Raw genomic sequence first — 18,413 nt, 5'->3', positions numbered from 1 at the left:
GCGGGCGCCCGGGCGGGCCTGGCCGGCCGGTGAGCCGGGAGCGCGCCGGGAGGCTCGTACGGTTGAAAACCGGACTTAAGCGACCAGGTGCACGCTTAACCCATCAGTCACAAAGCGTTTGTGATCGCGCAACACCACTGGGTCACAGTGAAGCCATGACTGATGCGACTCCCGTCAAGAACCGCCGCCGTCACCACCACTGGCGGCGGGACCTCGTCGAGCTGGCCGCCCTGTTCACCGCCGTGGCCGTCGCGGACGCGGTGGCCAACACCGTCGCGCACGGCCCCGACGGGCCCTACCTCCTCGCCGTGTCGGCAGTCGCCCTGGTCGCCACGGCGGTGTTCCACACCTGGTGGGCACGCCGCCACGGCCATGCCCCGCCGGCCGTCCCCGATACCGGCGGCGGCTTGGCGGCGACCGCCACGGGCCGCGACGCGACGGCCGGGACGGCCCTGTGGCGGATGCGGACCACCGTCCGCGACGAGCCCGGCAGCCTGGCCGCGCTGTGCACGGCGCTGGCGAACCTGCACGTGGACATCCTGACCCTGCAGACGCACCCGCTGGCCGACGGCACGGTCGACGAGTTCCTGCTGCGGGCTCCCGCCTCGCTCCAGGCTGCGACGCTGGCGCGGGAGGTCGCGGCGGCGGGCGGCACCGGCACCTGGACCGAGCGGGCCGACGCGCACGACCTGGTGGACACCCCGGCGCGGGTGCTGGGACTGGCCACCCGTACCGCGCTGGACGCCGCCGAACTGCCGCTGGCGCTGCGCCAGTTGCTCGGCCGGTGCACGATCCACTCGCTGCCCGCCGTCTCCCCGACCGGCCGCCCCACCGGGGCGACGGCACCGGTGGAGGGCGCCCTGGAGGACCGGGACACCGTGATGCGGCTGCGCGACCCCCACGGTGGCGCCCTCACCATCGAGCGGCCGTACCTGCCGTTCACGCCGACCGAGTTCGCCCGCGCCCGCGCCCTCGTGGAGCTGGACGCCCGCCTCGGCCCGCGCATTCCGCGCAGCCAGGACGTCCTGACCCTCCCCGAGGGCAACGAGATCACGGTCCGCCGGGCGGACCAGGAGGACCTGGAGGCGGCCCGGGCCATGCACGAGCGCTGCTCGGAGCGGACCCTCGGCCTGCGGTACCACGGCCCGGTCGGGGACGCCGGCAACTACCTGAACCACCTGCTGAGCCCCCGGTTCGGCCGCACACTCGCCGTCGAGACGGCGTCCGGCCGGCTCGTCGCCCTCGGCCACCTGCTGTGGGACGGCGACGAGACCGAGGTGGCGCTGCTCGTCGAGGACGACTGGCAGCGCCGCGGCATCGGCTCGGAGCTGCTGAACCGCCTGGTGGGGCTGGCGCTCGAGGCGGGCTGCGAGAACGTCTACGCCGTGACGCAGTCGTCCAACACCGGCATGGTCGCCGCGATGCGCGGGCTCAACCTGCCGCTCGACTACCAGATCGAGGAGGGCACCCTGGTGATCACCGCGCGGCTGAACGGCGTTCCCGCGCGCCGTCCTCAGCGGCAGGCCGGCCGGGCCGGGCGCTGAGCGCCTCCGTCAGGTCGCGCCACAGGTCCTCGACGTCCTCCAGGCCGACCGACATGCGCAGCAGCCGGTCGCTGACGCCCGCCGAGCGGCGGTCGTCCTCGTCCACGATGCGGTGGCTGATGGACGCGGGGTGCTGGATCAGGGTGTCGACGCTGCCGAGGCTGACCGCCGGCGTGATCAGCCGTACTCCGGCGATCACGTCGTGCGGGTCGCCGTACACCTCGAAGGAGACCATGGCCCCGCCGATCTCCGGGTAGTGCACCCGGGCGATCCGCGGGTCCGCCGCGAGGCGGCGCGCCAGGTCGGCGGCGGTCGTGGAGGCGGCCCGCATCCGGACCGGCAGCGTGGACAGCCCGCGCAGCAGCAGGTAGCTCGCCAGCGGGTGCAGGACGCCGCCGGTGGCGAACCGCACCTGGCGCAGCTTCCCGGCGAACTCCTCGTCGCAGGCCACCACGCCGGCGAGGACGTCACCGTGCCCGCCGAGGTACTTGGTGGCGCTGTGCAGGACGATGCGCGCCCCGTGCTCCACCGGGCGCTGGAGCACCGGTGTGGCGAACGTCGAGTCGACGAGCAGCGGCACCGAGCCGCAGTCACGGGCGACGGCCCGGATGTCCACCTCGGCGAGCGTGGGGTTGGCGGGGGTCTCGACCATCACCAGCCCGGTGTCGGGGCGGATGGCGTCGGCGATGCCCGCCGGGTCGGTCCAGGTGACCTCCGTACCGAGCAGCCCGGCGGTCAGCAGGTGGTCGCTGCACCCGTACAGCGGCCGGACCGCCACCACGTGCCGCAGGCCCATGCTCGCCCGGACCAGCAGGACGGCGGTCAGGGCCGCCATGCCGCTGGCGAACGCGACGGCGCTCTGGGTGCCCTCCAGCCGTGCCAGCGCGGTCTCGAAGCGCGCGGTGGTGGGGTTGTCGAGCCGGGCGTAGACGGGCGGGCCGTCCGGCCGCGCGCCGGTGGTGGCGAACGCGTCGATGCGCTGCGCCTCGGCTCGCGCGTCGTGGGACGGGTACGTGGTGGACAGGTCGAGCGGTACGGCGTGCAGGCCCTGGGCGGCGAGGTCGTCGCGTCCGGCGTGCACGGCTTCGGTGGCCAGCGCCCTCGGGGTGGGGAGGGCGGGCGAGGCGTCGTAAGGCAGGGTGTCCATGAAGGGCACTGTGAACAGGTACCGGGCAGTAACGGGAAAAGCCCGTGTTACGTTCGGCGAATGACCGATTCTGTCGTCCTGGACACGGTCGATCTGCACATACTTCGCCTTCTGCAGAACGACGCCCGGACCACGTACCGCGACCTGGCCGCCGAGGTCGGGGTCGCCCCCTCCACCTGCCTGGACCGGGTGGCGCGGCTGCGGCGCACCGGTGTCGTCCTCGGCAACCGGCTGCGGCTCGATCCGGCCAAAATCGGCCGCGGCCTGGAGGCGCTGCTGCTGGTGCAGGTGCGTCCGCACCGGCGGGAGCTGATCGGCCCGTTCGTCGACCGCATCCGTGCGCTGCCGGAGTCGCGGGCGCTGTTCCACCTGACCGGTCCCGACGACTACCTGGTGCACGTGGCCGTTTCGGACCCTTCCGACCTGCAGCGACTCGTCCTGGACGAGTTCACCTCGCAGCGCGAGGTCGCCCGGGTGGAGACCCGGCTGATCTTCCAGCAGTGGGAGTGCGGGCCGCTGCTGCCGCCCGGCGCGCCCGCTCATGTGTCAGCCGACCGGGACGGATGAGGGTGACGACCGGGCCGGTGGCATACCAGGATGGCCTCATGCCAGAGACCTCCAGCAGCGCGCTTCCCCGCATGGTCGCCGACGCCTATGTCGACGCGCTCATCGAACTCGACCCGATCACCGGTACCTACCTGGGCGTGGAGAAGAGCGCCGGACTCCTTCCGGACTTCTCGCCCGCCGGTCAGGAAGAGATCGCCCGGCTGGCCCGTGAGACGCTGGTCAGGCTCGACGCGGCCGAGCGCCTGCCCGGTGCCGGCAGCGACGCCGAGCGGCGCTGCGGGCGGCTCCTGCGGGAGCGCCTCACCGCCGAACTGGCGGTCCACGAGGCGGGCGAGGGCCTGCGCACGGTCAGCAACATGCGCTCGCCGGTGCACAGCGTGCGCATCGTGTTCACCGTGATGCCCACCGGGACCGACGGCGACTGGGCAGCGGTCGCCGAGCGGCTGCGGGCGGTGCCGGCCGCGATCGCCGGTTACCGCGAGTCCCTCGAACTGGGCCTGGAGCGCGGACTGCTGGGCGGCCCGCGCGCCACCGCCACGTTCGTCGGGCAGCTCACCGGGTGGACGGGCGCCGACGGGGCGGGGCGCGGCTGGTTCGAGGAGTTCGTGGCGGCCGCCCCGGCCGGGCTGCGCCCGGAGCTGGACGCGGCGGCGCGCGGCGCCGGCCGGGCGCTGGGGTCGCTGCGGGACTGGATGCGCGACGTGTACGCGCCGGCCGTGAAGGACGCTCCCGACACGGTGGGGCGTGAGCGGTACGCCCGCTGGTCGCGGTACTTCAACGGCAGCGACTGCGACCTGGACGAGGCGTACGCGTACGGCTGGGGCGAGTACCACCGGCTCCTCGCCGAGATGCGGGCCGAGGCGGAGAAGATCCTGCCGGGCGCCGGGCCGTGGGAGGCGCTCGCCCACCTCGACGAGCACGGCACCCACATCGAGGGCGTCGAGGAGGTGCGGGTCTGGCTCCAGCGGCTGATGGACGAGGCGATCGAGGCTCTGGACGGCACGCACTTCGAACTCGCCGAGCGGGTACGGAGAGTGGAGTCGCGGATCGCCCCGCCGGGCGGCGCGGCGGCCCCGTACTACACGGGCCCGTCCGAGGACTTCTCCCGTCCGGGCCGCACCTGGCTGCCGGTCGACGGGGAGACCCGGTTCCCGGTGTACGACCTGGTGTCGACGTGGTACCACGAGGGCGTCCCAGGCCACCACCTCCAGATCGCCCAGTGGGTGCACGTGGCCGACCGGTTGTCGCGCTACCAGGCGACGATCGGCGGGGTGAGCGCGAACGCCGAGGGCTGGGCGCTGTACGCGGAACGGCTCATGGACGAGCTGGGGTTCCTGCCCGATCCGGAGCGGCGCCTGGGGTACCTGGACTGCCAGATGATGCGGGCCTGCCGGGTGATCGTGGACATCGGCATGCACCTGGGCCTGGAGATCCCGGCGGACTCGCCGTTCCACCCGGGTGAGCGGTGGACGCCGGAGCTGGCGCAGGAGTTCTTCCGGCGGCACACCAGCCGCCCGCCGGCGTTCGTGGAGAGCGAGCTGACCCGCTACCTGTCGATGCCCGGACAGGCGATCGGCTACAAGCTGGGCGAACGTGCCTGGCTGCTGGGCCGGGAGCTGGCCCGCCGGCGGCACGGTGACGCCTTCGACGCGAAGAAGTGGCACATGGCCGCACTGTCACAGGGCCCGCTGGGCCTGGACGACCTGGTGGACGAACTGGCCCGGCTGTGACGTGACGGCACGGGGCCTCCTCCGCCGGGTGCGGCGCGGCCCCGGTGTCCGGCGTGGCCCCCGTGGTGTCGGGCCTCCCTCCGCCGGGTGCGGCGCGGCCCCGGTGTCCGGCGTGGCCCCCGTGGTGTCCGGCGTGGTCCCCGTGGTGTCCGGCCGGCCTCCGGGGTGTCCGGCGTGGCCCTGGTGTCAGGCGCGTCTCCGGGGTGTCCGGCCCGGTCCCTGTCCGGCGCGGCCCCCGGCGCGTCGCGGCCGGATCCTCGCGATGCGCCTGCCGGTCCGCCCCCGGGCGGGTTCCGGGGCCGCGTCACGCGCTCTCAGCAGCCGCAGTCGTCGGCGTCGACCGGGGCGGTGAGGGGGTCGGTGTCGCGGGTGCGCCGGCCCTCCCGGGTCTCGAACGCGAAGCCCTCGCGGGCCCAGTACTCGAAGCCGCCGAGCATCTCCTTGACCTGGTGGCCGAGTTCGGCGAGGGCCAGGGCCGCGCGCGTGGCGCCGTTGCAGCCCGGTCCCCAGCAGTACGTGACCACGGGCACCGACCTGTCCAGCAGGTGCTCCGCCTGCTCGGGGATGAGCGCCGTGGGCAGGTGGACCGCGCCCGGGACGTGCCCCTGGTCGAAGGACGCGGTCGACCGGGAGTCGAGGACCACGAACCCGGGGTCGCCGCCGGCGGCGAGCGCGGCGGCCACGTCGGAGACGTCCGCGTGGAAGGCGAGGCTCGCCGAGAAGTACGCGGTGGCAGCGGCGGGCGAGGCGGGCGGAACGCGCAGGACGGGGTTGGTGGCGGCAGGGGCGCTGGTGATCGGCGTCGTCGTCATGTCCAGAAACCTACGGCCCTTGATCATCCCGGTGAAGTGACGATCCACGGCAGATGGCTTGTCCGGCCGGGGAAATCCCTGCTATTCCTCACGCATGACAGAGTATTCACCGGACGCCACCGACTGGCGCATCCTCGCGGCTCTCCAGGAGCAGGGCCGGGCCGCCTTCGCCGAGCTGGCCCGTACCGTCTCCATGTCCGCGAGCGCGGTCACCGAGCGGGTCCGCAGGCTGGAGGAGGCCGGCGTGATCACCGGGTACACCGCGGTGGTGGACCAGGAACGCCTCGGGCTGCCGATCCTCGCCTTCGTGCGGCTGCGCTATCCCCACGGCAACTACAAGCCGTTCCACGACCTGCTGGACACGACACCGGAGATCCTGGAGGCGCACCACGTGACGGGCGACGACTGTTTCGTGCTGCGGGTCGCCGCCCGGTCGATGCGGCACCTGGAGGAGGTCTCCGGGAAGATCGCCGCCCTCGGCTCGGTGACCACGAGCGTCGTCTACTCGTCGCCGCTGCCCCGCCGGCCGGTCAGCCGCTGAGCGCTCCTCCGCCGTGCAGCCGGACCGCCGAACCGCCGCGCCCCTTGACGACCTCCAGCTGAGTGGGGATGCGGCGGCGCAGGTCGCCGACGTGGCTGACGATGCCGACACTGCGGTCCCGTTCGCGCAGCGAGTCCAGGACGTCCAGCACCTCGTCGAGGGTCTGGTCGTCGAGGCTGCCGAACCCCTCGTCGATGAAGAGCGTGTCGAGCCGTACGCCACCGGCCTCGTCGGTCACCACGTCGGCGAGGCCCAGCGCCAGGGCCAGGGACGCGAAGAACGTCTCGCCGCCCGACAGCGTCGCCGTGTCGCGCTCGCTGCCCGTCCAGGCGTCCACGACGTGCAGGCCGAGGCCCGCCCGCTTGCCGCCCGCCCGGGCGTCGGAGTGGACGAGCGTGTAGCGGCCGGCCGACATCCGGGCCAGGCGAGCCGTCGCGGCGGCGGCGACCTGTTCGAGCCGGGCCGCCAGCACGTAGGACTCCAGCCGCATCTTGCGTTCGTTGTCCGCGGACGTGCCGGCGGTCAGCCCGGCCAGCCGCGCCACCCGCTCGTACTCCTCGCGCAGCGGCCCCAGCCGCCCTACCTCGGCGGCGGCCTGCCGGGACAGCCGGGCCAGTTCGTCGCACCGCTCGCGGTGGGCGGCCAGCGCGGAGTCCGCGTCGCGGGCGGCGCGGTCGGCGGTGGCGTGGGCGGCCCGGGCCCGCTCCGGGTCGGCGGGCGGGCGCCCGGCGGCGGCCCGCGTCTCGGGTTCGGCGAGCCGGTCGGCGACGGCCGCCGCCTCGGCCTGCCAGGCGTCCAGCCGCCGCTGGAGGTCCCGGTGCGCCGCGTCGTCGAGCAGCGCGGCGGCCGCGGCGGCCGGGGTAGTGAACCCGGCCCGGAACGCGGCGTCCGCGAGCCGGTCGTCGGCCTCCTTGAGCCGGCGTGCCGTGTCCTCGACGGTACGCACGGCCTCGGCGGCCTCGGTGAGGCGGGCGATCCGGTGCTCCAGGGACGCGGCGTGCTCGGCGACGGCGCCGCCCGGGACGCGGGCGAGCTCGGCGTCCACGGTCACCTGCTCCCGGTCGAGCGCCTCGCGCCGCGAGGTCCGCGCGGCGGCACGGCGCTCCGCCTGCTGCCGCACCTCCAGCCTGCGCCGGTGCTCCTCCTCGGCCCGTTGCAGTTCCTCCCGGGCCGCGTGGGCACCGCCCGCCACGTCACGCGCCTCGGCGTACGCGCGCTCCAGCCGCGCGACGCCGTCGGCGAGGCCGGCCACCGACGGCTGGTCACCGCCCACGGGGCCGCCGTCACCCGCGGCGTCGTCCGCCGCCGGGGCGTCGCCGGGGCGCGGGGCGGCGGCCGCCTCCGCGCGGGCGGCGGTCAGGGCCTCCCGGGCGACCGCCAGGTCGCGCTCGGCCGCCGAGCGGGCCTCGTCCGCCTGCGTGTGCGCCTCGTAGGCCGCGTCCTCCGTCGCACGGTCGACGTGACCGGCGCCCGCGCGGGCGGGCGCCGGGTGGTCACAGGAGCCGCAGACCGCGCAGGGCGCGCCGTCCGCGAGGGCGGCCGCGAGCTCAGCGGCGATGCCGCGCAGGCGGCGTTCGCGCAGGTCCAGCCATGTCTCGTGGGCGGCGTTGGCCCGCTCCCGCGCGGCGGTCAGGCGGGCCGAGGCGGCGGAGACCTCGTCCGCCAGCGCGTCACGGCGGCGGGCGGCGGCCAGCCGGCGGCGGGCGGGTTCCAGGCGGCCGGCGAGGTGCTCGGCGCGGGTGGCGCCCTCCTGCGCGGCCTCCACCCGGTCCTGAAGGGCGGTGCGGGTGGCGTCCCAGCCGGCCAGCCACGCGTCCGCCTCGTGGAGGGCGTCCTCGTCGGCGCGGGCCTGCCGGTCCAGCTCGGCGCGCTCGCTGACGAGTTCGCCGGCGCGCCGCTCGGCCCGGCGGGCGGCTTCCAGGCCGCCGAGGTCCACCCGCAGCTTCCCGGCCAGCGCGGCCAGGTGCTCGGCGCCGGCGTCGGCGAGGTCCGGCGGCAGGCCGGCCACCGACCGCTCGTGGGCCGCCAGCGCCGCGCGGTGCTCCCGCTCGGCGTCGTCGCGCAGGCTCAGCGGGCCGGCCACCCGCTCGGCCTTGCGACCCCGCTCCAGCCGGGCCTCCCACCCGTCGCGCTCGGCCCGCCGGGCGTCCAGCTCCGCGGCGCGGCGCCGGGCGTCGTCGTACCGCCGCTGCCGCGCCGCCAGCTCCCGCTCCTCGTCGAGGGCGCGGCGTGCCGCGGTCTGCCGCTCCTCGGCGGCGGCGAGCGCCGACGCGGCGACGTCCCTGGCCTCGCGGGCGCCCGACCGGGCGACGGCCGCCCAGGACAGGACGGCCTCGGCGAGCCCCGGGTCGCCGGGCCTGCCCTCCGGGGCGGGCCAGCCGCCGGCCGCGGCGCCGGCCGCCTGGGCCATCCGGTGGGCGAGGGCGAGGAGCCGTTCGTCGCCGTCCTTCACCTGCTGCTCGGCGGCGCGCCGGAGTTCGGCGAGGCGCTCCTCGACGGCGGCGAAGCGCCGGGTGTCGAAGAGCCGGCCGAGGAGCTTGCCGCGCGCCTCCGCGTCGGCGCGCAGGAACCGCGCGAAGTCGCCCTGCGGCAGGAGCACCACCTGGCAGAACTGGTCCCTGCTCATGCCCAGAAGCTGGGTGACCTCCTCGCCGATCTCCTGGTGGGAGCGGCTGAGGTCCTTCCAGGAGCGGGTCTCCGCGTCGTACTCCCGCAGCCACGACTGCGCCTTCTCGGTGGTGAAGCCGCCGCCCCGCTTCTTGGGGCGCGGCTGGGCGGGCCGCCGGGTGATCTCCAGCCGCCGGCCGGCGACGGTCAGGTCGAGCACGACCTCGGTGGACGTGCCCGCCGGGGCGTGGTCGCTGCGCAGCGACGTGCCGGGGCTCTGGCGGGCGCCTGGCACGGCTCCGTACAGGGCGTAGCAGACGGCGTCGAGGACGGAGGTCTTGCCCGCGCCGGTCGGGCCGTGGAGCAGGAACAGACCGGCCTGGGAGAGCGTGTCGAAGTCGACGGTCTGGGTGGTGCCGAACGGGCCGAAGCCGGTGATGTCGAGCCGGTGGAGCCTCATCCGGTCACCTCGCGCCGCGCCATGTCCACCCGGACGTCGTCGAAGGCGCGCAGGAGCGCCGCGCGCTCCCGGTCGTCGGGGCCCGCGCCGCCGCGTACGTGGGCGACGAAGTCCTCGGCGACCTGCTGGTCGTCGCGGTCGCGCAGGCGCCGCGCGTACGAGGCGCCGGCCTCGTCTTCGGGCCGTTCGGGATCGAACAGGAGGGTGAGCGTGTGGGGGAAGCGCTCGGCGAGGCGCGCCATGGGTTCGGCGGGGCGGACCGGGTCGGTGAGGGTGGCCTCGACCCAGGCGTCCTCGTGGCGGTCGAGCGCGGGGTCGGCCAGCAGGTCGTCGAGCCGGCCCCGGAGGCGGGCGAGGGGGCGGGGCACCGGGCAGTCGATCCGTTCGGCGCGGACCGTCCCGTCGCCTTCCAGGTCGACGAGCCACATCGTCTTGCGGTGGCCGGCCTCCGAGAAGGAGTACGCGAGGGGCGAGCCGGAGTAGCGGATCCGCTCGGTGAGCGCCTGGCTGCCGTGCAGGTGGCCGAGGGCGACGTAGTCGACGCCGTCGAACACGCCGGACGGGACGGCGGCCACGCCGCCGACGGTGATGTCGCGCTCGCTGTCGCTGGGCGCGCCACCCGCGACGAAGGCGTGGGCGAGGACGACGGAGCGGGTGCCGGGCGCGCGGCCGGCGAGGTCGGCCCGCACCCGGGCCATGGCGGCCGTCAGGACGGCCTCGTGCCCGGTCTTGTCGACGCCGAACCGGTCGCGTACGAGGGCGGGTTCGAGGTACGGCAGCCCGTAGAACGCCACGTCGCCGTGGGGGTCGGCGAGCAGGACGGGGGTGCCGACGCCGGCCGGGTCGGTCCGCAGGTGGATCCCGGCGCGTTCGATGAGCCCGGCGGCGACGCCGAGCCGGCGGCCGGAGTCGTGGTTGCCGGAGATCATGACGGTGGGTACGCCGGCGTCGGCGAGCCGGTGCAGGACGGTGTCGAACAGCTCCACGGCGGTCAGTGGCGGTACGGCGCGGTCGTAGATGTCGCCGGCCACCAGCACGACGTCGACGTCGTGCTCGCGGACCGTCGCCACCAGGTGGTCGAGGAACGCGGACTGCGCTTCGAGCAGGCTCACGCGGTGGAACGACCGCCCCAGGTGCCAGTCCGATGTGTGCAGCATTCTCACGGTGCCGCTCCGACCTGCATGTGTACCGCTCCTCCGCCCCCGGAACCCGCACGGGCACCGCTGTGAACCCGGTACACGCTAACGGTGTCCGGCCCCTGGTTCGTCACGGACCTGTTTTTTCCCGGGGTGCGGGCGGGCGTGTGCGGGTGCGTCAGGTGTGCCCGGTGGCGCCAGGTGTGTCAGGCGGCGCCGTACGCCTCGCCGCCCAGTTCCAGCCGGGCGGTTCCGGCGGTGGCGTCGGCGAGCCAGGCGCGGAAGGCGTCGACGTCGGCGCCGGGCAGGCCGATCTCGATGGTGACCGCCTCGGCGTACCGCACGCCGCGCACCGCGCGTCCGGTCGCGCGCAGGTCGTTCTCCAGCTTCCCGGCCCGCTGGTGGTCGACGGTGACGGTGGCGAGCCGGAAGCGCCGCCGGGTGAGGGTGCCGACCGCGTCGAGGGCCTCCCCCACCACGCCGCCGTAGGCCCGGATGAGTCCGCCCGCGCCGAGTTTCACACCGCCGTAGTAGCGGGTGACGACGGCGGCGACGTACCGGACCTCGCGGCGCAGCAGCATCTGGAGCATGGGCACGCCGGCCGTGCCGCCCGGCTCGCCGTCGTCGCTCGCCTTCTGCACGGCGGCGTCGGCGCCGATGACGTACGCGAAGCAGTTGTGCGTGGCGGTGGGGTGCTCCCTGCGGACGCGTGCGACGAAGTCCTGCGCCTCCTGTTCGGTCGCTGCGGGCGCGAGGGCGCAGATGAAGCGCGATCGGTTGATCTCGGTCTCGTGCACGCCCTCGCGGGCGACCGTCCGGTACTGCTCCTGCATCCCGCCACCCTATGCGGACGCGTGGCGGGGAATCTCCGGCGGTGGCCGGCCGTTGGCGCAGTCGGACGAGGACCCTACGTACGGAGGCGCGGCGTGACCGGCGAGACGGACATCATCGAGAAGATCCTGACCGAGTCCGGGGACACCTGGGCGGTGGTCGGCCTGTCCGGCAACCGGGCGCGGGCCGCGTACGGCGTGGCGGCGGTGCTTCAGCGGTTCGGCAAGCGTGTGGTGCCGGTCCATCCCAAGGCCGAGACGGTCCTCGGGGAGCGGGGGTACGCCTCACTCGCGGAGATCCCGTTCCCGGTGGACGTGGTGGACGTGTTCGTGAACAGCCGCCTCGCGGGGGCCGTCGCGGACGAGGCGGTGGCGAAGGGCGCCAAGGCGGTGTGGTTCCAGCTGGGGGTGGTCGACGAGGCGGCGTACGAGCGGACCACGGCCGCCGGGCTCGACATGGTCATGGACCGGTGCCCGGCGATCGAGATTCCGCGGCTCGGCCGGGGCTGACCCCGGGTCCGCCGTTGGACGACCGCGCCCGCGGTTCCGTGCGGTCCGGCCGGGCCCGGTGAGCCGGTCCCCGCGCCGGCGGTGCGCGCACGCGGTGGCGCGGGCGGGGCTGCGGGGTGTCTCAGCGCACGGGCGGGATGGAGACCGCCATGGTCATCTCGACCGTCTCGGTGCCGTCGTTGCGGTACGCGTGCGGGACGTTGGACTCGAAGACGGCGGAGGTCCCGGCCGGTACCCGGTGGTCCACCCCGTCGACGACGAGGGTCAGTGCGCCGGCCGTGACGTGGAGCAGTTCGGTGGTGCCGTCCGGGTGGGGGTCGGAGGCGCTGGCGTCTCCGGGCATCAGCGTCCAGGCCCACAGTTCGAGGGGGCCTCGGGCTTCGGCGCCGACGAGGAGGGTGGTGCTGCTGCCCTTGTCGCTGGACCACATCCGTACCGCCTGCTCCTGCGGCACCAGCCGGACGTGCGGGCCCTGCTCGTAGTCCAGGAGCGTGGTGATGGAGACGCCGAGGGCGTCGGCGAGTTTCACGGTGGTGCCGACGCTGGGGTTCGTGCGGGCCTGCTCGATCTGGATGATCATGCCTCGGCTGACCCCGGCGCGGGCGGCGAGCGCGTCGAGGGTGAACCCGCGCTCACCGCGCCAGCGCTTGAGGTTACGGGCGAGCGACTGCGTGAGCTGGTCGAGGTCCGACACATTCCGTCCAATATATTGACTGAAAAAGTTCAAAATAGTGCACTACGGTGTCCTGTACTCACCGTTCACCGCACTGTACTGCGAGGATCGTCATGACAGCACTGTTCGCCCTGGCCACCAGCCTCCTGTGGGGGCTGGCCGACTTCGGCGGCGGGCTGCTCACCCGGCGCCTTCCCGCCCTGACGGTGGTCGTCGCGTCCCAGGTGATCGCGGTCGTGGTGCTGGGGGCGGTGGTCGTCGCGACCGGCGGCTGGACCGGGGCCGGCCCCCGGCTCTGGTACGCGGTGGCGGCCGGAGCGGTCGGACCGGCCGCCATGCTCGCCTTCTACAAGGCCCTCGCCCTCGGCCCGATGGGCGTCGTCTCCCCGCTGGGCTCCCTCGGCGTCGTCGTCCCCGTGTCGGTGGGCCTGCTGGTCGGCGACCGGCCGGGGCTGCTCCAGTTCGCCGGTATCGGGGTGGCGCTGGCGGGTGTGGTCCTGGCGGGCGGGCCGGAGCTGCGCGGGGCGCCGGTGCGGCGCCAGGCGGTGCTGCTGACGCTGGTCGCGGCCTTCGGCTTCGGCTCGGTCATGGCCCTGATCGCGGAGGCCGCCACGACCCTCACGGGGCTGTTCCTCGCCCTGTTCGTGCAGCGCGTCACCAACGTCGCGGTCGGCGGCGCGGCACTGTGGGCCTCGGTGAAGCGCGGCGGGCGGGCCCTGCCGGAGGACGGTGGGATACGGGTGGTCCGGGCGTCCCTGCCCGCGCTGGCGTTCGTCGGCCTGGCGGACGTCGCGGCGAACGGCACGTACGCGATCGCCGCGCGGAGCGGGCCGGTCACCGTGGCCGCCGTGCTCGCCAGCCTCTACCCGGTGGTCACGGCGCTCGCCGCGCGGGGCGTGCTCAAGGAGCGGCTGCGCGCGGTGCAGGCGGCGGGGGCGGGCCTGGCGCTGGTCGGCACGGTCCTGCTGGCGGCCGGCTGATCAGTCCGTGTCGAGCTCGGCCAGCGCCGCCAGCTGCTGGGGCGTCACACCCTCGGGCAGGGGTACGGGAGCGGGCGTGCGCAGCGGGGGCTGCCAGCCGCTCTCGGCGTCCCAGCGCCGTACGACCCGGGCCGGCGCCCCGGCGACCACCGCGTGGTCGGGCACCTCGCCCCGGACGACGGCCCCGGCGGCGACGACGACGTTGCGGCCGAGCCGGGCGCCGGGCAGGATCACCGCGCCGGTCCCCAGCCAGCAGCCCGGGCCCACCTCCACCGGTGCGGAGCGCGGCCACTGGCGGCCGACCGGCTCGTCGGGGTCGTCGTAGCTGTGGTTGGTCGAGGTGATGTAGACGTACGGCCCGCAGAAGGTGTCCGCGCCGACGGTCACCGGCGCGTCGGCGACGACGTGGCTGCCGCGCCCCAGGACGACGCCGTCGCCCAGGGTCAGGATCGGGTCGGGCCCCAGGTCCAGGCCGGGCATCATCCCGGCGGTGAGCGTCACCTGTTCGGCGATGATGCAGTGGTCGCCCAGCTCGATCCACTTCTCGCCGAAGACGGTGCCCTGCGGGAACGCCAGCCGGGTGCCGGGGCCCAGCCGGCGGAATCGCAGCCGCCCCGGACGCTCGGCGGTGACGGCGCCCGTCTCCTGCACCCAGCGCCAGCCGCCGTGCACGGCCCGGGTGAGGAGCCGGCGCCGCCAGGCCGCCAGGGATGAGAACGTGTTTCTGTTCTTCGGCACCCGGACACGGTAGTCGCCCGGGTCGCGCCCCACCGGCGGGACACCCTGTGATGTTCGCCCCACCGTCGCCGCCGGAAAGGACCGTCGCCTAACGTTCCCCTGGCGCGACTTCGCAACAGAGGAGCAGGCGATGGCAGAGCGGGCGTTGATCACCGGCGTGGGCGGCAGGCGACCGGACGTGCATCCGGAGGCGTTCGCCGCGCCGACCTCCGTGGTGGTCGGCGAGGTGACGATGGCGGCGGGGTCGAGCGTCTGGTACCACGCCGTGCTGCGCGCCGACTGCGGGCCGATCGTCCTGGGCGCCGACAGCAACATCCAGGACAACTGCACCGTGCACGTCGACCCCGGCTTCCCCGTCACCGTCGGCGAGCGCGTCTCGGTCGGCCACAACGCGGTCCTGCACGGCTGCACCGTCGAGGACGACGTGCTGGTCGGCATGGGCGCCACGGTCCTCAACGGCGCCCACATCGGCGCCGGTTCCCTCATCGCCGCGCAGGCACTGGTGCCGCAGGGCATGCGCGTCCCGCCCGGCTCCCTGGTGGCGGGCGTGCCCGCCAAGGTGAAGCGGGAGCTGACGGCCGAGGAACGCGAGGGCATCAAGCTGAACGCCGCGATGTACCTGGAGCTGGCCAAGGCCCACGGCGAGGCCCACCCGTCCTGACGCCCGGCCGGCGTCGTCCCGCTTCTCGGCCCCGGCCCGGCGGGCGCCGCCCCGGCGCGCCCGCCCCCGGGGGCATCCCGGCGGGCGGGGGACGGGTGGTGGTGGCGGCCGCCCGAGGCGGGCGCGCGGGTCAGTCGGCGGTGGCCGGAGCCGGTTCGGGTGCCGGGACCGGGGCGGTGGGCGCGGCGGCGGCGGCCGCCGCCTTCTTCGCGCGGTTCTTGAGGATCAGCATCGACGTCAGGCCCACCAGGACCGCCAGGACGAGCCCCAGCCAGGAGAAGCGCTTCAGCCACGCCTCGGCGACCACGCCGACCGAGTAGACGACGGCCGTGGTGCCGCCGGCCCACAGGATGCCGCCGAGGACGTTGGCGATGGCGAACTTCCAGTACGGCATGCGCAGCACACCCGCGAGCGGGCCCGCGAAGATCCGCAGGAGCGCCACGAACCGCCCGAAGAAGACGGCCCACATCCCCCACTTCTCGAACGACCGCTCCGCCAACGCGATGTTGGCCTCGCCGAAGTGCTTGGGGAACCTGCCGCCCAGCCAGGCCAGCAGGGGCCGGCCGCCCTTGCGGCCGATGGCGTAGCCGATCGAGTCGCCGATGATCGCGCCCGCCGTGGCGCACGCGCCGAGGACCCACGGGTTGATGTCGCCGTGCTGGGACGCCAGCAGCGCCGAGCTGACGAGGACGATCTCGCCGGGCAGCGGGATGCCGAGGCTCTCCAGCCCGATCACCACCCCCACCAGGACGTAGATGCTGACCGCCGGAACGGTCTCGAGCCACTCCTGGACGTGCAAGGCCGGTTCCTCCGTCGTCGATTGCGTGCTGCCCGGCGTGCGGCGCGAGCGAGGCGCGCACGCCGGGCAGCCTACCTCCTCACAGCGGGAGGACCTCCGCCCGCGCGGTGAGCCTCAGGTCGCGCGAGGACGTGCCCAGCCGGACGGTACGGGTGCCGGTGCCGAGCACCCAGGCGTGCCGTTCCGGGTCCCAGGAGGACAGCGTCCGGGCGGCGATCGGCACGGTGACGTGCCGGACCTGGCCGGGCCGCAGCTCGATGCGCCGGTAGCCGGCCAGGACACGGTCCGGCTGGTCCAGCGCCAGGTCGGGCGACGGACCCGCGTACAGCTGCGCGACGGTCACGCCGGTGCGCCGCCCGGTGTTGCGGACGGTGAAGCCCGCCGTGAGGCCGCCGCCGGGCGCGGGGGTCACGACGAGGCCGGCGTACGCGAACGTGGTGTACGACAGGCCGTGACCGAAGGGGAACAGCGGCTCGACGCCCTCCGCGTCGTACCAGCGGTAGCCGGTGCGGACGCCCTCGGAGTACTCCTGGACGCCGCCGGTGCCGGGGTAGCGGCGCGGGTCGCCGGCCGTGGGGTGGCGGGTGTCGGAGACCGGGAAGGTCTGGGTGAGGCGGCCGCCGGGGTCGGCGTCCCCGAAGAGCACGTCGGCGGTCGCGGCGGCGCCCTCCTGGCCGGGGTAGTACATCTGGAGCACCGCGCCGGTGCGGCCGAGCCACGGCATGGTGACGGCGGACGAGGTGTTGAGGACGACGGTCGTCCGCGGGTTGGCGGCGGTCACCGCGTCGATCAGCGCCTCCTGGTGGCCGGGGAGGGCGAGGGTGGTCCGGTCGCGGCCCTCGGCGGCGTCCTCGTAGGCGAACAGCACCACGCTGTCCGCGGCACGGGCCGCGCCCACCGCTTCGGCGACGTCCGCCGCGCGGGTGGCGGCGGTGATGCGGCGCAGCCGGAACAGCTGTCCGCGGGCGCCGCCGTCGGCGGTGACGCGCAGGGTGTGGCGTCCGGCGGTGAGGGCGAGCGTGCGGCGGCGGACCTTGAGGCCGTCGGGGGCGGTGGAGACCAGGCCGAAACCGGCGAAGAGTTCGGACTCGCGGTCCTGGAGGGCGAAGAGCTCGGTGCCGTCCACGAAGACCTTGGGGCGCGTGCCGCCGTAGTGGACGACGAAGGTCCACTCGTCGGCGTCGTCGAGTGTGAGCGTCCCTTCGTAGGTGTAGGTCTTCCCGGGCCGGACGCGCTGTCCTTCGAAGGACGCCCCGCGGACGGGGAGGGGCTTGCCGTAGAGGTCCTCGCCGAGGGCGTGGGTGACGGTGGCGCCCTCGCCCGCGCGGGCGGTGATGGCGTCGAGCGGGGCGGCGGCCCGGTCGGGGACGACGTGGGCGCTCCCGCCGCCGGCGGCGAACGGCACCGAGGCGGTGGGGCCGATGACGGCGAGGGAGCGGGCGGCGGGCCCGGTGAGCGGCAGTGTGGCGTGCTCGTTGCGCAGCAGGGTGGCGCCGGCGACGGCGACCCGGTGGGCGAGGCGCGCCCCGGCGTCGCGGTCGCGGGTGGCGGGGCGGGCGGGGGCGGTGCCGTCGAGGAGCCCGAAGCGGCCCATGACGGTGAGGATCCGGCGTACGGAGCGGTCGACGGCGTCCTCGGTGACGGTGCCGTCCCGTACGGCCCGGCGGAGTGGGTCACCGAACCACCGGCCGGCGGGCATCTCCATGTCGAGGCCCGCGGTGAGGGACGGGACGGTGCTGTGGGTGGCGTTCCAGTCGCTCATCACCCAGCCGTCGAACCCCCACAGCTCGCGCAGGATCCCGGTGAGCAGGTCCCGGTTCTCGCAGGCGTGGCGGCCGTCGACCTTGTTGTACGCGCCCATCACCGCGCCCGTTCCGGCGGCGACGGCGGCCTCGAAGCCCCGCAGTTCCGTCTCGTGCAGGGCCTGTTCGCCGATCCGCACGTCGACGGTGGTGCGGTCCTTCTCCTGATTGTTCAGCGCGAAGTGCTTGACCGTGGCGATCAGGCCCTCGTCCTGGATGCCGCGGATCTCCTCGGCGACGAGGTCGGCGGTGAGGAGCGGGTCCTCGCTGAACGTCTCGAAGTTCCGGCCGGCGTAGGGGGTGCGGATCAGGTTCACCATGGGTGACAGCAGGACGTCCTGGCCGAGCGCCCGGCCCTCGTGGCCGATGACGCGGCCGTACTCGCGGGCGAGGGCCGGGTCGAAGGCGCTCGCCAGCATCACGGGGGCGGGCAGGGCGGTGGCGCGGGCCCGTACGCGGACCCCGGCGGGGCCGTCGGCGAGCCTCAGGGGTGGGATGCCGAGCCTCGGTACGCCGGGGATCCAGCCGGCCTGGCCGAGGCTGCCGGGGTCCTTGGCGCCGTGGAGGAAGGTGAGTTTCTCGTCGAGGGTGAGCCGCGCGAGCAGGTCGTCGACGCGGCCGTCGCCGGTGGGGGGCGCGGCGGCCCGGGCGGGGAGGGGGCCGGTGGTGGACGCCGCGGCGGCGGCGGCTCCGGTGAGCAGGCGGAGTGTGGCCCTGCGGGAGACGTTTCGTGACATAGGCGCACTATGCGCACCGGAGTGGGCGTTCCGTGCGCTATGCCGTGGGACACGGCCGCCCCCGCACCCGAAGAGGGGTGCGGGGGCGGCCTTCACGCGCGCGTCCGACCACGCGCGCGTGCGTCCGGGGCTGCGCGGC

At 75.1% G+C, this 18,413-nt stretch carries 16 protein-coding genes; 7 read left to right on the top strand and 9 right to left on the bottom strand.

The annotated features are described in order from the left end of the window. Positions 1–155 precede the first annotated feature (155 nt). On the top strand, positions 156–1,544 hold the full coding sequence (locus tag AC07DW_RS09700; RefSeq protein ID WP_478857091.1) for a GNAT family N-acetyltransferase: 1,389 nt from the start codon (positions 156–158) through the stop codon (positions 1,542–1,544). Here the strand turns inward: AC07DW_RS09700 and AC07DW_RS09695 are convergent. Further along, the gene (locus AC07DW_RS09695; RefSeq protein ID WP_478857090.1) at positions 1,477–2,691 is read right to left on the bottom strand and encodes a trans-sulfuration enzyme family protein; all 1,215 of its coding nucleotides are present in this window, start codon (positions 2,689–2,691) and stop codon (positions 1,477–1,479) included. The genes AC07DW_RS09700 and AC07DW_RS09695 overlap by 68 nt on opposite strands. Before the next feature lie 60 nt (positions 2,692–2,751). Here AC07DW_RS09695 and AC07DW_RS09690 point away from each other — a divergent pair, with 60 nt between their 5' ends. Together AC07DW_RS09690 and AC07DW_RS09685 are read left to right on the top strand one after the other, a co-directional pair. After that, on the top strand, positions 2,752–3,258 hold the full coding sequence (locus tag AC07DW_RS09690) for an Lrp/AsnC family transcriptional regulator (protein ID WP_478857089.1): 507 nt from the start codon (positions 2,752–2,754) through the stop codon (positions 3,256–3,258). Positions 3,259–3,296: 38 nt separating this feature from the next. Continuing rightward, positions 3,297–4,988 carry a DUF885 domain-containing protein gene (locus tag AC07DW_RS09685; RefSeq protein WP_478857088.1) on the top strand — a complete coding sequence of 564 codons (1,692 nt, stop codon included), beginning with the start codon at positions 3,297–3,299 and terminating at the stop codon, positions 4,986–4,988. 314 nt (positions 4,989–5,302) lie between these two features. On the opposite strand, the gene AC07DW_RS09680 is transcribed toward AC07DW_RS09685, so the two are convergent. Beyond that, positions 5,303–5,800 carry a rhodanese-like domain-containing protein gene (locus AC07DW_RS09680; RefSeq protein WP_478857087.1) on the bottom strand — a complete coding sequence of 166 codons (498 nt, stop codon included), beginning with the start codon at positions 5,798–5,800 and terminating at the stop codon, positions 5,303–5,305. 94 nt (positions 5,801–5,894) lie between these two features. On the opposite strand from AC07DW_RS09680, the gene AC07DW_RS09675 reads away from it, so the two are divergent. Further along, on the top strand, positions 5,895–6,341 hold the full coding sequence (locus tag AC07DW_RS09675) for an Lrp/AsnC family transcriptional regulator (RefSeq protein ID WP_478857086.1): 447 nt from the start codon (positions 5,895–5,897) through the stop codon (positions 6,339–6,341). Here the strand turns inward: AC07DW_RS09675 and AC07DW_RS09670 are convergent. The 3 genes from AC07DW_RS09670 to AC07DW_RS09660 form a co-directional block, all read right to left on the bottom strand. Continuing rightward, positions 6,331–9,408 carry an AAA family ATPase gene (locus AC07DW_RS09670; RefSeq protein ID WP_478857085.1) on the bottom strand — a complete coding sequence of 1,026 codons (3,078 nt, stop codon included), beginning with the start codon at positions 9,406–9,408 and terminating at the stop codon, positions 6,331–6,333. The genes AC07DW_RS09675 and AC07DW_RS09670 overlap by 11 nt on opposite strands. Next, entirely contained in the window at positions 9,405–10,571 is a 1,167-nt protein-coding gene (locus tag AC07DW_RS09665) for an exonuclease SbcCD subunit D (protein ID WP_478857084.1), read from the bottom strand. Before AC07DW_RS09665 ends, AC07DW_RS09670 begins: the two co-directional genes overlap by 4 nt. Positions 10,572–10,750: 179 nt before the next feature. Continuing rightward, on the bottom strand, positions 10,751–11,377 hold the full coding sequence (locus AC07DW_RS09660; protein ID WP_478857083.1) for a YigZ family protein: 627 nt from the start codon (positions 11,375–11,377) through the stop codon (positions 10,751–10,753). Between the two features lie 93 nt (positions 11,378–11,470). On the opposite strand from AC07DW_RS09660, the gene AC07DW_RS09655 reads away from it, so the two are divergent. Then, a complete protein-coding gene (locus AC07DW_RS09655) occupies positions 11,471–11,884 on the top strand; it encodes a CoA-binding protein (RefSeq protein ID WP_478857082.1) in 414 nt (137 codons plus the stop codon). Positions 11,885–12,005: 121 nt separating this feature from the next. On the opposite strand, the gene AC07DW_RS09650 is transcribed toward AC07DW_RS09655, so the two are convergent. Next, positions 12,006–12,578 (bottom strand): helix-turn-helix domain-containing protein, encoded by a 573-nt coding sequence (locus tag AC07DW_RS09650; protein WP_478857081.1) that lies wholly within the window; start codon positions 12,576–12,578, stop codon positions 12,006–12,008. A gap of 92 nt (positions 12,579–12,670) precedes the next feature. On the opposite strand from AC07DW_RS09650, the gene AC07DW_RS09645 reads away from it, so the two are divergent. Next, positions 12,671–13,537, top strand: coding sequence for an EamA family transporter (locus AC07DW_RS09645; RefSeq protein WP_478857080.1), 867 nt, complete (start codon positions 12,671–12,673; stop codon positions 13,535–13,537). On the opposite strand, the gene AC07DW_RS09640 is transcribed toward AC07DW_RS09645, so the two are convergent. Continuing rightward, entirely contained in the window at positions 13,538–14,275 is a 738-nt protein-coding gene (locus AC07DW_RS09640; RefSeq protein WP_478857079.1) for an acyltransferase, read from the bottom strand. A gap of 130 nt (positions 14,276–14,405) precedes the next feature. Here AC07DW_RS09640 and AC07DW_RS09635 point away from each other — a divergent pair, with 130 nt between their 5' ends. Continuing rightward, on the top strand, positions 14,406–14,936 hold the full coding sequence (locus tag AC07DW_RS09635; protein WP_478857078.1) for a gamma carbonic anhydrase family protein: 531 nt from the start codon (positions 14,406–14,408) through the stop codon (positions 14,934–14,936). A gap of 130 nt (positions 14,937–15,066) precedes the next feature. Here AC07DW_RS09635 and AC07DW_RS09630 read toward each other — a convergent pair whose 3' ends face one another. Beyond that, positions 15,067–15,735: a DedA family protein gene (locus AC07DW_RS09630; protein ID WP_478857077.1), complete on the bottom strand. Its 669-nt coding sequence runs from the start codon at positions 15,733–15,735 to the stop codon at positions 15,067–15,069. A gap of 79 nt (positions 15,736–15,814) precedes the next feature. Next, positions 15,815–18,274, bottom strand: a complete 2,460-nt coding sequence (locus tag AC07DW_RS09625; RefSeq protein WP_478857076.1) for a beta-glucosidase — start codon at positions 18,272–18,274, stop codon at positions 15,815–15,817. Between the last annotated feature and the right edge of the window lie 139 nt (positions 18,275–18,413).

The organism is Streptomyces sp. NPDC045701 (assembly GCF_056432045.1).
This window is presented reverse-complemented; position numbering and strand designations above follow the sequence as displayed.

Bases quoted from the DNA above. Each gene is read 5' to 3' on its own strand.
- AC07DW_RS09675 (WP_478857086.1), top strand. From the start codon at position 5,895: ATGACAGAGTATTCACCGGACGCCACCGACTGGCGCATCCTCGCGGCT.
- AC07DW_RS09700 (WP_478857091.1), top strand. From the start codon at position 156: ATGACTGATGCGACTCCCGTCAAGAACCGCCGCCGTCACCACCACTGG.
- AC07DW_RS09695 (WP_478857090.1), bottom strand. From the start codon at position 2,691: ATGGACACCCTGCCTTACGACGCCTCGCCCGCCCTCCCCACCCCGAGG.
- AC07DW_RS09670 (WP_478857085.1), bottom strand. From the start codon at position 9,408: ATGAGGCTCCACCGGCTCGACATCACCGGCTTCGGCCCGTTCGGCACC.
- AC07DW_RS09635 (WP_478857078.1), top strand. From the start codon at position 14,406: ATGGCAGAGCGGGCGTTGATCACCGGCGTGGGCGGCAGGCGACCGGAC.
- AC07DW_RS09625 (WP_478857076.1), bottom strand. From the start codon at position 18,274: ATGTCACGAAACGTCTCCCGCAGGGCCACACTCCGCCTGCTCACCGGA.
- AC07DW_RS09645 (WP_478857080.1), top strand. From the start codon at position 12,671: ATGACAGCACTGTTCGCCCTGGCCACCAGCCTCCTGTGGGGGCTGGCC.
- AC07DW_RS09690 (WP_478857089.1), top strand. From the start codon at position 2,752: ATGACCGATTCTGTCGTCCTGGACACGGTCGATCTGCACATACTTCGC.
- AC07DW_RS09685 (WP_478857088.1), top strand. From the start codon at position 3,297: ATGCCAGAGACCTCCAGCAGCGCGCTTCCCCGCATGGTCGCCGACGCC.
- AC07DW_RS09680 (WP_478857087.1), bottom strand. From the start codon at position 5,800: ATGACGACGACGCCGATCACCAGCGCCCCTGCCGCCACCAACCCCGTC.
- AC07DW_RS09660 (WP_478857083.1), bottom strand. From the start codon at position 11,377: ATGCAGGAGCAGTACCGGACGGTCGCCCGCGAGGGCGTGCACGAGACC.